The organism is Megasphaera sueciensis (assembly GCF_050219315.1).
Lineage (GTDB): Bacteria > Bacillota > Negativicutes > Veillonellales > Megasphaeraceae > Megasphaera_A > Megasphaera_A sueciensis.
Window position 1 is genome coordinate 1,910,736 of the sequence record NZ_CP116939.1, and the last position, 13,840, is coordinate 1,924,575.

13 protein-coding genes and 6 tRNA genes are annotated in these 13,840 nt (G+C 39.6%); 2 read left to right on the forward strand and 17 right to left on the reverse strand.

What is annotated here, in order from left to right; translation table 11 throughout:
- Positions 1–33 precede the first annotated feature (33 nt).
- The 4 genes from NXG62_RS09170 to NXG62_RS09185 form a co-directional block, all read right to left on the reverse strand.
- The gene (locus NXG62_RS09170; protein WP_427112124.1) at positions 34–1,278 is read right to left on the reverse strand and encodes an aminotransferase class I/II-fold pyridoxal phosphate-dependent enzyme; all 1,245 of its coding nucleotides are present in this window, start codon (positions 1,276–1,278) and stop codon (positions 34–36) included.
- A gap of 213 nt (positions 1,279–1,491) precedes the next feature.
- On the reverse strand, positions 1,492–1,701 hold the full coding sequence (locus NXG62_RS09175; RefSeq protein ID WP_427112125.1) for a type II toxin-antitoxin system RelB/DinJ family antitoxin: 210 nt from the start codon (positions 1,699–1,701) through the stop codon (positions 1,492–1,494).
- Between the two features lie 19 nt (positions 1,702–1,720).
- Positions 1,721–2,755, reverse strand: coding sequence for a nicotinate-nucleotide--dimethylbenzimidazole phosphoribosyltransferase (locus NXG62_RS09180; protein WP_427112126.1), 1,035 nt, complete (start codon positions 2,753–2,755; stop codon positions 1,721–1,723).
- Entirely contained in the window at positions 2,756–3,205 is a 450-nt protein-coding gene (locus tag NXG62_RS09185; protein WP_427112127.1) for an acyl-CoA thioesterase, read from the reverse strand.
- A gap of 253 nt (positions 3,206–3,458) precedes the next feature.
- Here NXG62_RS09185 and NXG62_RS09190 point away from each other — a divergent pair, with 253 nt between their 5' ends.
- On the forward strand, positions 3,459–4,475 hold the full coding sequence (locus tag NXG62_RS09190) for a substrate-binding domain-containing protein (protein WP_322351508.1): 1,017 nt from the start codon (positions 3,459–3,461) through the stop codon (positions 4,473–4,475).
- Positions 4,476–4,630: 155 nt separating this feature from the next.
- Here the strand turns inward: NXG62_RS09190 and NXG62_RS09195 are convergent, their stop codons facing one another.
- The 4 genes from NXG62_RS09195 to NXG62_RS09210 all read right to left on the reverse strand — a co-directional run bounded on the left by NXG62_RS09195 (position 4,631) and on the right by NXG62_RS09210 (position 9,349).
- Positions 4,631–5,578, reverse strand: coding sequence for a 2-hydroxyacid dehydrogenase (locus NXG62_RS09195; RefSeq protein WP_427112128.1), 948 nt, complete (start codon positions 5,576–5,578; stop codon positions 4,631–4,633).
- Positions 5,579–5,736: 158 nt separating this feature from the next.
- The gene (locus NXG62_RS09200) at positions 5,737–6,426 is read right to left on the reverse strand and encodes a FadR/GntR family transcriptional regulator (protein WP_427112129.1); all 690 of its coding nucleotides are present in this window, start codon (positions 6,424–6,426) and stop codon (positions 5,737–5,739) included.
- A gap of 129 nt (positions 6,427–6,555) precedes the next feature.
- Positions 6,556–7,848, reverse strand: a complete 1,293-nt coding sequence (gene purB / locus NXG62_RS09205) for an adenylosuccinate lyase (RefSeq protein WP_427112130.1) — start codon at positions 7,846–7,848, stop codon at positions 6,556–6,558.
- Positions 7,849–7,960: 112 nt separating this feature from the next.
- A complete protein-coding gene (locus tag NXG62_RS09210; protein WP_427112131.1) occupies positions 7,961–9,349 on the reverse strand; it encodes an NAD(P)/FAD-dependent oxidoreductase in 1,389 nt (462 codons plus the stop codon).
- Positions 9,350–9,515: 166 nt separating this feature from the next.
- Between NXG62_RS09210 and NXG62_RS09215 the strand changes: the two genes are divergently transcribed.
- Positions 9,516–9,956 (forward strand): hypothetical protein, encoded by a 441-nt coding sequence (locus tag NXG62_RS09215; RefSeq protein WP_427112132.1) that lies wholly within the window; start codon positions 9,516–9,518, stop codon positions 9,954–9,956.
- Between the two features lie 83 nt (positions 9,957–10,039).
- Here the strand turns inward: NXG62_RS09215 and pta are convergent, their stop codons facing one another.
- From pta to NXG62_RS09260, 9 genes are all read right to left on the reverse strand, one after another.
- Positions 10,040–11,080: a phosphate acetyltransferase gene (gene pta / locus NXG62_RS09220; RefSeq protein ID WP_427112133.1), complete on the reverse strand. Its 1,041-nt coding sequence runs from the start codon at positions 11,078–11,080 to the stop codon at positions 10,040–10,042.
- Positions 11,081–11,294: 214 nt separating this feature from the next.
- Positions 11,295–11,370: transfer RNA gene (locus tag NXG62_RS09225), tRNA-Val, on the reverse strand.
- A 6-nt stretch (positions 11,371–11,376) separates the two neighbouring features.
- Positions 11,377–11,451: transfer RNA gene (locus NXG62_RS09230), tRNA-Glu, on the reverse strand.
- Between the two features lie 20 nt (positions 11,452–11,471).
- Positions 11,472–11,547: transfer RNA gene (locus tag NXG62_RS09235), tRNA-Lys, on the reverse strand.
- A 10-nt stretch (positions 11,548–11,557) separates the two neighbouring features.
- Positions 11,558–11,631: transfer RNA gene (locus tag NXG62_RS09240), tRNA-Gln, on the reverse strand.
- 3 nt (positions 11,632–11,634) lie between these two features.
- Positions 11,635–11,710 (reverse strand) — tRNA-Asn (locus NXG62_RS09245).
- 37 nt (positions 11,711–11,747) lie between these two features.
- A tRNA-Gly gene (locus NXG62_RS09250) sits at positions 11,748–11,822 on the reverse strand.
- A gap of 152 nt (positions 11,823–11,974) precedes the next feature.
- Positions 11,975–12,790 (reverse strand): LarC family nickel insertion protein, encoded by an 816-nt coding sequence (locus NXG62_RS09255; RefSeq protein ID WP_427112134.1) that lies wholly within the window; start codon positions 12,788–12,790, stop codon positions 11,975–11,977.
- Between the two features lie 38 nt (positions 12,791–12,828).
- The gene (locus tag NXG62_RS09260) at positions 12,829–13,830 is read right to left on the reverse strand and encodes a nicotinate-nucleotide--dimethylbenzimidazole phosphoribosyltransferase (RefSeq protein ID WP_322351509.1); all 1,002 of its coding nucleotides are present in this window, start codon (positions 13,828–13,830) and stop codon (positions 12,829–12,831) included.
- Positions 13,831–13,840: the final 10 nt, after the last annotated feature.

Consider the following 13,840-nt stretch of genomic DNA (forward strand, 5'->3'; position numbering starts at 1 on the left):
AAATGCTGTGATCTTTCTTTCATCCATTAAAGCTTACCCTTCCACAAATTGCAGTGCTTTCATCGTTTTATCTGCCAGTCCTGCCATTTTTCTTGTTGTAACAGCACAGACAGCAATACGAACTCCCAGTTTCAGCGGCACAGCAAATATTAAATCATCATGCAGCTTATGACAAACAGCATCTGGATCTTTCGACGGAATAGACAAAAAGAATCCCGCTTTATAAGGAAGCGCCGGCAATCCGCAATTTTTTGCTTCTTTCATAAAGACTGCCGCCCGCTGACGGATAATTTGATAAAAACTTTCCCGTTCTGTCTCAAACTTTTTTAACAATATCGGATCTGATTGGATCTGTATCAATGTTGTCATTGCCGCTCGGTTAGTATTAGACCACGTAGCCCGGCTTGTGTATTCGCTCACAGCTCTAAATTCATTAATGATATCTTTATTAGCAGACAAGCCAATAAGCGCCCCCATACGTTGTCCATACAACGTATATCCCTTGGACATACTGAAGGCAAACATAATAAAAAGTTCGTCTGGGAGATGACTGAACAACTTCATAAAACGTCGTGTTTCATTTTTTTCTCCAGCATATGCAATATACGCAATATCAACAAGAATAGAAATACGTTTGCCATTTTCCACACATTTACGGCATACCTCGAGAACTTGAGCCCAATCTTCTTTAGACAGAGTATATCCCGTTGGATTGTGTGCCGGTGTATTAATAATAATAAGCAGTGAGTTTTGATTTTTTAATATTTCTGTAACTTTATTAGAAAAAGAACAAGTATTAAAATTTCGATCTTTATCAAATAAAGAATATGTCGTCAAATTGCAACCCACTTCCCGGCATAATACACTATACGGTCCCCAATACCAATCAGAAGTTAATACTTGATCGCCTGTTTCCGCATAATTAGCAATAGCATGATGAACTGCGCCAGCACCTCCGGCAGTAGCAACTGCTTCCATATATCCCTCCGGCCGTTGTCCCGCAAAGGTTACATTAATAACATCCTCCAAATATTCCGGGAGTCCGGCAATAGGCGCATATTGGATAATATCCTGTATTGATAGCTTGCGGAATACGTTTTCTACGGTTGGAATACATGCTAATGTTTCTTCTTCATCCATATACGCTCCAATAGTAGCATTTATCACATGCTCTGCTCCATGCACTCTAGCTGCTGCTACTGCTGCTCCACTAGCACCAAAAATAGCATCACTCAATTTTTTCCCCATTGCGTGGGATGCCGCCATGCTCTTACTCATGTAAAATCCCTCCTTATTTTCTTCCCCTTTACGATACTGTATAAAGTAAGAACCCGGCTTGGTTAGCCGGGTTCTTACTTTATACAGTACATCGTAATGCATACTATATACACCCTGCAGCAGGGTACTATCTCTTTATTGCATATTAATTATACTCTATTATTATATAAAAGAAAATATAGTTTTACATGTATACAATATACTGCTTATCGCTTAAAAAGCATCCCATTCAGCAAAACGTGCATTCATGCGAGTTTTTTTTATCTTATCTTGTTTCTTTGATTCTATCCGTCCAAACGGCATCCTTCCACAGGCTATCACTCGTTCATAAAACAGTACTACGGCTTCTTCTTCTGTAATTCCCATTTTTTTAAATATTTCACATGCCTGCATTCGTGTTTTCTCTTCTATGCTGATTTCCATCTTTATTTCTCCTTATTTATTATGGAACAGTTTTTTCCTGCGCTACTGCTTCTGCCTCACGATTAATACTGGACAAAGTAGCCATATTCGTAACTGCATACAGCACCGACTTCAAAATAACGGTCGCTAAAACAGCTCCTGTTCCTTCCCCCAAAGCCATCTCTGCATGAATAGGCACCTCATATTCATCAATGCCGGCCATACGCAATGCCATGCCCATCCCCGATTCTCTCGACATATGAGACGGCAAGGAATAGTTTTTGACCTCAGGGTTTAGCTGAACGGCACATGCTAATGCTACGGCAGTAATAAAGCCATCAATGTAAAACGGCAGCTGGTGTTCCCTACAGGCCAGCATCGCACCACACAAGGCAGCCAAATCAAAACCACCGACATATCTGATCGCATCCGCCGCCGTATGAATCTGCGGTGCATATCGCTTTACTCCCTTGCTAACTATTTCACGTTTTTGCAGAACCTGGCTATAGTTCCCCTGTGCGGAACCATAGCCTACAAGAAAGGCTGCATTAGGTGGTGCAATTGCCGTTAAAACGGCCGCAGAAGTGGTTGTATTACCAATTCCCATTTCACCAAAGGAAAGAAAATTATATCCTTTTTCTTTGGCCCAATATACCATATTTTGGCCGGCTTTCAACGCTTTATTCAATTCCTCCTTTGTCATCGCCGGCTCTACAGAAAAATCTTTCGTACCACGAGCCACTTTATAATTTATCCCTACCGCCTCTTCATGGTCAATGCCAACGTCAACAACCTGCCATGGAATGTTATTGCAGCGGCAAAAACAGCTTACCGCTGCCGAACCTTCTACCATATGTTTTGACTGCATATATGTAATCTCAGGAAGCTGCTGAACAATTCCCGATCGGACAACACCATTATCAGCGGCAAAAATAAGATGTACCGGATTAAGTTTTTTTTCAAAATGTCCCCATGCCAAAAACACTTTACGGATTTGCTTCTCCCATATACCTAAACTGCCTGGGGGTTTTGCCATATTATTGATGCGTTGTTCCACTTCTTCTGCAAAATTCATCTAGCAGCACTCCTTCAATCGGCAATATAATTGCTGCCGCTCTAACGCAGATGTTTCCAGCGCAGCCAGTTTTACATAATGCGGCAAAGGCCTCCCGGACGCTTCATCAATATGTGCAAATGTCACAAAACATTCCGCTGCTTTTTCTTTCACAGGAAGAATTGTCATGCAAATATAAACTCCTACACTAGCTGTTCCTGCATAAATAATCGTACTTGCAATACGAATAGAATCATTTTTATGTACAGGCTGAAGAAAAGATAATCGCTCTAATCCAGCACACACAATATGGGATGTCTGTAAAAAATTTTGTACGGCTAAAAAACCACATTCTATCATGTAAGAGGCTGCCTGTCCGGCAAACAACGTATCATGTGGATTCAAATCTTTTCCCAATACCATATGCACCGCTGAAATATGTGCATCACAACCCAATCGAACCTCTGCCATATATATTCATCCTTTCACTAAATTAAATACATCTGTTTATTATTGTAACTCATATAAGCAAGAACTTCTACCTTACAGCAATATAACACAACACTCTCATATTGCATTTTTTTTTGATATTTTGTTATTCTTATCTATATATTCTCTTTATACATACATTCATTTTAGTAAAATCATAATTGATTTTACTAAAATGAATTGAAAAATACTAACATTTGTGTCACAATACATAATAGAAATTGAGGTGCATACTATGTCTACAATAAAAGATATCGCCAAAGATGCCGGTGTATCCATCGCCACTGTATCTATTGTATTAAATGGCAAGGGAAAAGAACGCAAAATCTCTCAGGATACGCAGACCCGGATTTATCAAATAGCAAAAAAGTTAAATTACGTACCAAATCAATCCGCAAAAAAGTTGCGATCTATGCAGGAAGACAGCTATGCTGTAGCATTTTATTGGGCTACAGATTTTCGTATTAACTATTTAGCTCGAATTACATTAGGCCTCCAGGAAGAAATGTTGTGCCAGAAAAAACACATTCATTTAACCGTTGTTCCATATAAAGTAGACCAGCTAAAGGAACAAATGGCGCTTACACAGAACACTTTTTTCAACGGTATCATCATCGCCAATATGTCTGATAAAGATTTAGAATTTTTAAATACATGGACACCTTCTTTTCCAATTGTACTTTTTAATCGTGAAATGGATAAATTCAGCAGCGTTACTATGGATAACTATAAAGTGGGTAAACAAGTCGCTCATCATTTTCTCAGCAAAAACCTTTTTGATGCTGCTGTACTCACACATGGCACAACATTTCCCATTATGCGTAAATGGATGAAAGGTTTTCTTGATACATATGCAGAAGCAGGCCATCCGCTGCAAGAGGATAAAATCATACTTTGCAATACATCTTCTGCCAGCGCCATTGATGTTTGTAAAAAATTGTATGCAGAAAAGCGCCTTCCTAAAGCAATGTTTTGCGAATCAGATGTATTAGCTCACGGAATGCTTTTTGCTTGTCATGAATTAGGCGTGTCTATCCCTCGTGACCTTGAAGTCTTTACAGTCGGCATCAACATGCCTGAATTAAATGATTATGCCGTTCCATCCTTATCGCGCATTGATATCCCTATGGGTGCGATCGGCGCCCAATGTATGCATCTGCTGATTGATCTTATTGAAAAAAAAATTACTCACCCTGCAACAATTTATTTAGAAGGCAAGAAAATTATTGCCCAGTCATCACCGGGGAAATAATTTATATTTTATTGTTGTATATGTATATTACATAAATGACTTTCCATTTATTTTTCTTGCTTAAAACAACCATTTACCATGACAATGGTTGTTTTTTTTTGTACAAAAAAGCAGATACACCAATAAAAACAATGTATCTGCTTCAGACGTATTTTTTACAAGATAACGTTTCTTTGATTTCCCGTAAGATATGTGTCAATATTATCAAAAACAATAACAGCACGTTTTTGCATAGACTCTTGTGTAGCAAAAGCAACATGCGGAGTAACAATAGTATTTTTTGCATGGAGAAGCGGATGGTTCGTATCAAGAGGTGGTTCCTTTTCAAAAACGTCAATGCCAGCACCCGCAATTTGTCCCTTATTAAGAGCATCTGCAAGAGCCTGTGAATCGACAACAGGTCCCCGGGCTTCATTAACAAGAATTGCAGTCGGTTTCATATAAGAAAGAGTTTTTGCATTAATAATTCCTTTAGATTTATCTGTTACAGGGCAGTGCAACGATACAATATCGGCCTGCTCCATTATTTCTTTCATCGGAAGATAAGTGATTATATCTGTATTTGATTTATGTGAAAAACCATTATATGCAATAATCTTTGCTCCAAAAGCATGTACAAGCTGAGCCACCCGGTTACCAATCGCGCCAGTACCAATCAGTGCAACTGTTTTCCCTTCTAATTCCGTGCCAATAAAACCAGTTTTTGTACCCCCAGCACGGCATGCTCTATCCACCTGAGGGACATAACGCAAAAGTGATAAAATCATTGCCAGTGTCAATTCTGCCACTGCCACCGTAGAATACCCGGAAGCGTTACTGACGGCAATTCCTTTAGCTTTTGCCGCAGCAAGATCAACATGATCTACTCCCGTAAAAGCAACATTAATATATTTAAGCTTCGGGCAGGCGTTAATAACAGCTGCCTTCAATGGCATATTCGCAATAATAAGGATATCTGCATCCTTTGCTTCTTCAATTTGAACAGCCGTGTCATCACTGCGTTCATAAGCTGCAAATTCATATCCCTTTTCCCTTAACGGTTTAACATACGATTCAAGAAGTTCTTTACTAATTCCTAAAGATTCAAGCAGTACAATTTTCATAATCTAAACTCCCTTCAACAATAAAACTAATAGATAAATACACCCGCCATCACTGGTACTACCAATTTACGATGTTATAATACCACACTTAATCTAAAAAGTCTATAAAAAAGTACCTTACTCTGCTCGGGAACTGCCGCTCCCATTTTTATTAAAAATTATATATGTATCGTCAATGACATGCGATCTATTATATCATAATGCTGATCAATGGCTTGAATTCCCTGTTTGGGATTTCCCTGCACAAAACTTTTATAAATAGCAATATGAGCATTATGCAACTGCTTCATAATATCCGGCGAAGCATGTCGCAATACCGTACCAATCCACTGTCTATACACAGCAGAAATAGAATTCATCATGGTAATCAACAACGTGTTTTTTGTTGCACGAACTAGTAAATAATGAATTTCTTCATCAATCTTAATTTGCATTTCTAAATCGGCAGTGGGAAAAACATCTAATAATTCAGTCATTTTAAAAAGATACTTATTTTCATCTCGTTTTTTATACGCCAAATCATAAATAGTTTTTTCAATACCTCGTCTAAATTGGCAGATATCAGCTGCATTAGTTTGATGTAAGATAATCATCATTTCAATAGCATTAGAAAAGCTTTGTGCAATATTACCACTTAAATAATTTCCGCGTCCCTGCTGACTCTCAATAAGTCCCATATTTTCTAACCGTTTCAAGGCTTCCCGTGTAGAATTACGGCTAATAAACAATGTCTCGGCAATTTTTCGTTCCGAGGGAATCCGACTGCCAATTGTTATCTTTTTTTTTATAATTAATGAACGAATATATGCTATGGCTTTTTCGTACTCTTTTTTGTTCTCTTCCATCATATGCTCCTTCACAATAACTATAACAATAGGTCTCCGTCATTTGTATTTTATCATGTTACTAGATAAAGCTCAACTAAAAGAGACCTCAAAAAAAATGTATTCTTTCGAGGTCTCTTTTAGTTGAATTTTTTATAGGCCAAATCGAGCAAAGATAGTATCTACATGACGAAGCATCTTATTGACGTCAAAACAACTTTCGATTTCTTCCGTTGTCATAAAATTAGCAACATCTTCGTCTTTTTTTAAATTTTCCAAAAAATCTTCTCCTTCAAGCCAACGTTTCATCGCATTACGCTGTACCCATCGATACGCCTGTTCGCGAACAGCACCTTTTTCCACAAGTGTATTAAGCAGGATCGGACTGTAAATAAGTCCGCCTGTAAGATTTAAATCTTTGAGCATCTTATCTGGATATACAATAAGGCGGTCCATAACGTTTGTAAAAGTCTGGAGCATATAATCCAGCGCAATCGTACTATCCGGAAGAATAATACGTTCTACAGAAGAGTGAGAAATATCCCGTTCATGCCAAAGTGCCACATCTTCCAATGCTGCTTGAGAATTACCGCGGATTACACGCGCAAGACCACACATGCGTTCACACGTAATAGGATTTCGTTTATGCGGCATAATAGATGATCCTTTTTGCTTTGGACTAAAATATTCTTCCGCTTCACGAACTTCTGTCCGTTGGAGGTGTCGGATTTCTGTTGCGAATTTATCAATAGAACTAGCAATAACAGCAAGTGTCGACACAAACTCCGCATGACGATCACGCTGTAAGGTTTGTGTAGAAATCAGAGCCGGTTCAATGCCCAGCTTTTCACAAACATATTGTTCGACAAAAGGATCAATATCAGCATAGGTCCCGACAGCGCCCGAAATTTTACCAACAGCAATTGCTTTTTTTGCATGTTTCATGCGTTCGATATTTCTATCTGTTTCAGCAAGCCATACACAAAGTTTAAGTCCAAATGTCGTAGCTTCAGCATGAATACCATGCGTACGGCCAATCATAGGAGTATATTTAAATTCAACAGCACGCCGGCGCAAAACTTCACGAAATGTTTTCAAATCCTTAATGAGAATATCCGAAGCCTGCTTAAGCATATAGCCCATAGCGGTGTCTTTTACATCTGTAGAAGTCAGACCCAAATGAATATATTTCCCCGATTCCCCGACGTTTTCTGAGAGATTCGATACGAAAGCAGCAATATCATGATGCGTTTCCGCTTCAATTTCATGGATACGATCTACAGAAAACTTTGCTTTTTCACGAATGTCCTTAGCTGCTTCCTCAGGTACAAGTCCTAACTTCGACTGTGCTTCACTGGACAGTATTTCAACCTGTTTCAGTGTATCCCATTCATTGAATTCTGCCCAAATCTTACCCATTTCTTCTTTCGTATAGCGTTCTATCACTATAATCTCCCCTTTTTGAAAAAATTACCCTCTGTCGTATTCACTTGACAGCATTTTTTATCTTAGTTATATCATTATACACTATCAACCCTGTATTCGGTAGATGGTAATATTATTTTCCTTCTCGCACAAGAATCTCACGCCCAACAGTTACTCCCGCCGCTGAAGCTTGTACAAGACCACGAGTTATACCCGCTCCGTCACCAATAGCAAAAAAATTGGGAATTTTCGTTTCCAGTTTATTATTAAGCTGCATGCGGCTTGAATAAAATTTAACTTCTACACCATATAACAACGTATGGCGTGAATTAGCTCCCGGTGCGATAACATCCAATGCTTCCATCATTTCTTTAATATCCTGCAAATGGCGATATGGTAAAACCAAAGATAAATCTCCTGGTGTTGCACTGGCCATCGTCGGTCGCACCAAACCACGGCGTATACGTTCCGGTGTCGACCGACGGCCGTCAAGAAAATCACCCAAACGCTGTACAATGACGCCGCCACCTAATATATTAGCTAGACGTGCAATATATTTCCCATATTTGATAGGTTCATGAAATGGCTCCGTAAAACATTTTGAAACAAGAACAGCAAAATTTGTATTTTCACTGCGTTTATGAGCATAACTATGTCCATTCACAGTAAGCAGTCCATCGTTGTTTTCCGTAACAACAAAACCATATGGATTCATACAAAATGTGCGGATTCGATCGTCAAAAGAGCGGCTGAAATAAATTAATTTCGATTCATACACAACTTCTGTAATATGTTCCATAACCTCTGCCGGCATTTCCACCCGAACACCAATATCAACAGCATTAGAAGTAAATGAAAGGCCTAATTTTTCAGCTTCATCCACAAACCACTCCGATCCTTCACGCCCCGGTGCACAGACTAAATATTTACAGGTATAGAACTGTTCTTTAATTTGAACACCTTTTACCTTTCCCGCCTCCACGAGAATATGCTGTACATCCGTATCCGCCATAATATCCACTTTGCCTGCCAGATAATCCCGCATATTTGTAAGGATTTGAGCATTGACATCTGTACCCAAATGACGGATACGTGCAGGAATAAAACGCAAATCAGCAGCCGCAGCCTTACGTTGTATTTGATGGATACGCTCCAGATTATCATTACCATATACCTTACGATCTGCTCCACCAAATTTTCCATATATAGTATCTACATAATTAATTTTTTCCATTAATTCGTTTTTTGACATATAGTCATCTAAGTTTCCGCCATACTCAGTGGTTAGTGTAAGTTTGCCATCACTAAAAGCTCCAGCACCCCCCCATCCACATACAACATTGCGAACCTTGTCTTTAGTCAGCGCATTTTTATTAAGGCTTGTAGCGATTCGTTCTCGGATATCTTGTCCTTTTTCCACAATAAGAATATCCAGTCCCTTATCAGCCAGTTCTAACGCTGTAAAAATACCAGCAGGACCTGCTCCAATAATAATGACATCATAATTTTTTATTGCTTTCATAACGAACCTCTCTTTCCATAACAAAAGCCCAAACGGGATACCGATTGGGCTGATTTAACTTATTTAATTATCCTAATTCAGGATATCACAAAATAAGTTAACTTGTCAAATCAAAAATATGCTATAATAATGTAGTATTATCTGCTTAACGGAAAGGAGAGTCATAATGGTAAAAGAACGAAATCGTAAACGGCATGACCCTTTTGCTGAGGAAGACAAACTGGACTTAAATCGTCAAAAATTTATTTTTCTTTGGACTATGATGCTTATGGTCATTCTCCTGATTGCCTTATATTTGCAAATGGATATGATCCTTATCGGCGGGATCACAACAATTCTTATTTTATCTACTCTTGGATTATATATAAAGTTTAGAAATTTTTATAGTATGCGCGACCGCGGACAACGTACTGCTTGTATCACTATTTCTATGTATGCCAGCCTTATTTTAACACTTGTCTGTGCCTATTATTATGTACAAGATGAACCGCTTACACAAGAATATGCCCTTGTATTTCTTTTCGGCTTTTTCTTTTTTACGTATATGGTATACAAAAGCGTCAGCCGTTATATGGTCGTAGGAAATAAACGACAGCGTTTTCGGTAAATCTTTATTTTTCAGTTGCATAACGTAACGTAAAAAAATGGGTATCTATTAACAGATGCCCATTTTTTTATTATTTAGATATATTATTTATCTTCTTGGTGAGTTTTATAAAAAATTTCTGTCGAAATCGCATCACTACAACACACCGCTACAACATCAGCAACATCATCGGAAGAGCAGCCACGGGATAAATCAAGAATTGGTTTCGCCAAGCCTTGTACCAATGGTCCCAGTGCCGTAGCATTAGCAAACCGCTGAACCATTTTATATCCAATATTAGCCGCGTCAAGACTCGGGAAAATAAGAACATTCGCATGTCCGGCAACTTTGGAGCCAGGTGCCTTTCCTTCTCCAACATCGGGAACTAATGCTGCATCTGCTTGCATTTCACCGTCAAAATCAAAATCAACATTACGTTCTTTCAAGATTTCTACAGCTTTACGTACTTTGTCAACAGAATCTCCAGAACCGCTGCCCTTTGTAGAATAGGACAAGAAAGCAACCTTAGGGTCAAGAATCTGAACAGTTGTACGTGCGCGTTCTACACAAATGCAAGCAATGTCAGCAAGTTGTTCTGCCGTTGGCTCAGGAATAACACCACAATCGCCCAAAACCAAAATACCATTATCGCCATATTGTGGAGTATTTGTAATCAAAATAAATGCGCTGGATACAGTTTTATTGCCCGGACGAGGACCAATAACCTGTAACCCTGCACGAATAACTTCAGCAGAAGTTGTAGCTGCACCGGAAACCATACCATCAGCTACATCAAACGCTACTAAAGCAGCACCAAAAAAAGTATTATTATGAAGCAGAATATCCTTTGCCTGTTCAACTGTCATTCCTTTTTTCTTGCGACGTTCCGCAAGATACGCAGCAAATTGGTCAAGACGAGGGTATGTAGCTGGATCAATAACTTCAACCCCAGTTAAGTCGATTTGGAATTTAGCAGCATCTTTTTTTATCTGTTCTAAATTTCCTACAAGAATAATTTTAGCAAATCCTTCTGCCAAAACACGTTCTGCGGCTTTCAGGACACGACGGCTGTTGGTTTCCGGAAGAACAATTTTCTTCTGAGCTTTAGCAACACGACTTTTCAAATCATCAGTAAATCTACCCATTCATTACCACTCCTTAAATATATTAGGAAATTTAGAAATATTTCCACTTAAGCTAACTTTTATTATAATACATTTTTCTTATGAATAAAACAATATTTTGAAATAAAACTTTTATAGCAAGTATAACAGGACAGCATAAGGATAGAAACAAGCATCCTCTATAATAACTATACTGACTCAAAATAAAAAGAACCTGCCTACGCAGATTCTTTTTTGGTGGGCGATAACGGGTTTGAACCGCTGACATCCTGCTTGTAAGGCAGGCGCTCTCCCAGCTGAGCTAATCGCCCATATAATGGTGACCCCTGCGGGATTTGAACCCACGTTCACGCCGTGAAAGGGCGGTGTCTTAACCACTTGACCAAGGGGCCATAATAAATATGGAAATATATGGTGATCCACCCGAGATTCGAACTCGGGACACCCTGATTAAAAGTCAGGTGCTCTACCGACTGAGCTAGTGGATCATAAAAAAAATGGCAGGGGTAGCTGGATTCGAACCAACGATGACGGAGTCAGAGTCCGTTGCCTTACCGCTTGGCGATACCCCTACATGGCTCCCCGAGTAGGACTCGAACCTACGACAAATCGGTTAACAGCCGATTGCTCTACCGACTGAGCTATCGAGGAATGTGAAAATATGTTATCCGATATTTTCAAGAAAATATGGAGCGGAAAACGAGACTCGAACTCGCGACCCCCACCTTGGCAAGGTGGTGCTCTACCACTGAGCTACTTCCGCATGACAAAAGATATTTTATCATTAATAGATGGTGATGTCAATACCAAAAATTCAACTTCTCAATTGAATGCTTTAATATAATATCAAATCTCACATCTTATGTCAACACATTAACGTGAATGAGATGGAAAATTCCACCCGTTTTCCACTTTTCAAAATTTTTCCGCTTGCCCAATAAAACCGCGAACAACATTCGGTATAGACAAATTCTTAGTCCCGGCACCGTATGCTGTACAGGAGTGAACAAAAGATTTGGGTCGAGGACCTATATATGTTGCCAGTGTCTTAATTAATGCCGCCCCCGTAGGTGTAACTAATTCGCCGCAAACATCCGTAGAATAGTACGGAATACCAGTCAGAAGTTCTGCAGAAGCCGGTGCCGGAATCGGCATAACGCCATGTGCACACTGAACAAAGCCACTGCCTACATGAAGCGGGGAGGCTCCTATCTGCTCAATACCTAAATAATCCAGTGCCCAAACAGTACCTACAATATCAAGAATACAATCAATAGCACCGACTTCATGAAAATGTATTTCTTCAACAGGTACACCGTGCACTTTAGCCTCCGCAGCAGCTAAGACTGCAAATACAGCTAAGCTTTTTTCTTTAATCGTATCAGTAATCGCTGAATCCTGAATGATTTTTGTAATTTCTGCCAATCCTCTATGCTCGTGATGATGATGCCCGGCAGCCGTTATTCCCATCTGGTTATTTTTATAATGATGATGTTCATGTGCATCATGTTCTGTTTCTTCATGCGCCTGTTCATTCGCCAATACTACATTATAATATACTGCCTGGATTCCTAATTTAGATACAGTTTTACAGATAAGTGAATACCCGTCTAAATGCAGCTCTTCCATCATTGAACGCATGTCTTCAAAAGGAACTCCCGCATGTAACAACATGCCAATAAACATATTACCGCTAATCCCCGAAAAGCAATCTAAGTATAATGTTTTCATATGCCACTTCCATTCCTGATTATGTAACTAAATACAGATTACGATACTTTCTCTGTTATCATTTCAATTGCTGCATCCAATACGGATAACCCCAATGCCGAGCCAATCCCTTGATCTCCCGTCACATCATACCGTAAAAACGGAGTAAGTCCTAGTTTTCTCATTTGCATCTGGTGTACCGGTTCTGCATACCGAGCGGATGGATATACATAGGCATCCACACCGGAACATAAGGTATGTGCTAATAAAACTGCCGTACCGGTAACCGCATTATCAAATACAATAAGCAACCGCCGCTGCGCTGCCGATAAAATAAATCCAACCATTGCAGCAATATCCGGACTGCCGGCACAGCGCAATAATTGTATTGGTTTTTTACGATTTAAACCAAGTTTATCCAACATTACACCCAATCGAGTTATCTTATCCTGAGCCTCTACCGTTTCAGGAAGTTCATTCATTTTATCTCGAAAAAACGCCGCCGTTATAACAAAAGCAGTAAGCAACCCTCGTTCTCCTATATTTCCAAGACCGATTGCCGTATATCCTTCATCAGCTAATTGCTGCGCTAATTCCACCCCGCAAAGTAAGGCTTCCGTCATTTCATCTGTGCTCATAGCTGCTCCGCTGCCAAAAAAACGACTCCCATTTCTGACTTTACAAACTTGTACCCCTTCTGTTTCGGGAATATTCTGCTGCAATCCCATATCCACCAATAAAACACCCGCTCCAATTCGATGTGCAATCTTATTGATAACTCCAGTTCCTTGAGCTACCTGCAAGGCTTCTGCTTTACTATTTTTCCCTCTGGTCGTGTTTTCGCTGCCATCTACCGCATGATCTGCAGCAAAAACAATTACAGCTTTCTTTAATTTTTTCGGACAAATTGTCCCCTGAATCCCCGCAATCCGCTCTGCTAAAAAACACAACGTCGGGTCTGTTCTATCTGACAATGCCTCTAACTTGGTATGGCATTGAGCCATAACAGCTGTCTGCAGCGGCTCAATCCGATCGACGAGTTCTTCCAGCACCGTATGCATGTGCGTCCCT

Bases quoted from the DNA above. Each gene is read 5' to 3' on its own strand.
- NXG62_RS09210 (WP_427112131.1), bottom strand. From the start codon at position 9,349: ATGAAAGCAATAAAAAATTATGATGTCATTATTATTGGAGCAGGTCCT.
- NXG62_RS09215 (WP_427112132.1), top strand. From the start codon at position 9,516: ATGGTAAAAGAACGAAATCGTAAACGGCATGACCCTTTTGCTGAGGAA.
- NXG62_RS09170 (WP_427112124.1), bottom strand. From the start codon at position 1,278: ATGAGTAAGAGCATGGCGGCATCCCACGCAATGGGGAAAAAATTGAGT.
- NXG62_RS09200 (WP_427112129.1), bottom strand. From the start codon at position 6,426: ATGATGGAAGAGAACAAAAAAGAGTACGAAAAAGCCATAGCATATATT.
- NXG62_RS09185 (WP_427112127.1), bottom strand. From the start codon at position 3,205: ATGGCAGAGGTTCGATTGGGTTGTGATGCACATATTTCAGCGGTGCAT.
- NXG62_RS09255 (WP_427112134.1), bottom strand. From the start codon at position 12,790: ATGAAAACATTATACTTAGATTGCTTTTCGGGGATTAGCGGTAATATG.
- NXG62_RS09195 (WP_427112128.1), bottom strand. From the start codon at position 5,578: ATGAAAATTGTACTGCTTGAATCTTTAGGAATTAGTAAAGAACTTCTT.
- NXG62_RS09190 (WP_322351508.1), top strand. From the start codon at position 3,459: ATGTCTACAATAAAAGATATCGCCAAAGATGCCGGTGTATCCATCGCC.
- NXG62_RS09260 (WP_322351509.1), bottom strand. From the start codon at position 13,830: ATGCATACGGTGCTGGAAGAACTCGTCGATCGGATTGAGCCGCTGCAG.
- pta (WP_427112133.1), bottom strand. From the start codon at position 11,080: ATGGGTAGATTTACTGATGATTTGAAAAGTCGTGTTGCTAAAGCTCAG.
- NXG62_RS09175 (WP_427112125.1), bottom strand. From the start codon at position 1,701: ATGGAAATCAGCATAGAAGAGAAAACACGAATGCAGGCATGTGAAATA.
- NXG62_RS09180 (WP_427112126.1), bottom strand. From the start codon at position 2,755: ATGAATTTTGCAGAAGAAGTGGAACAACGCATCAATAATATGGCAAAA.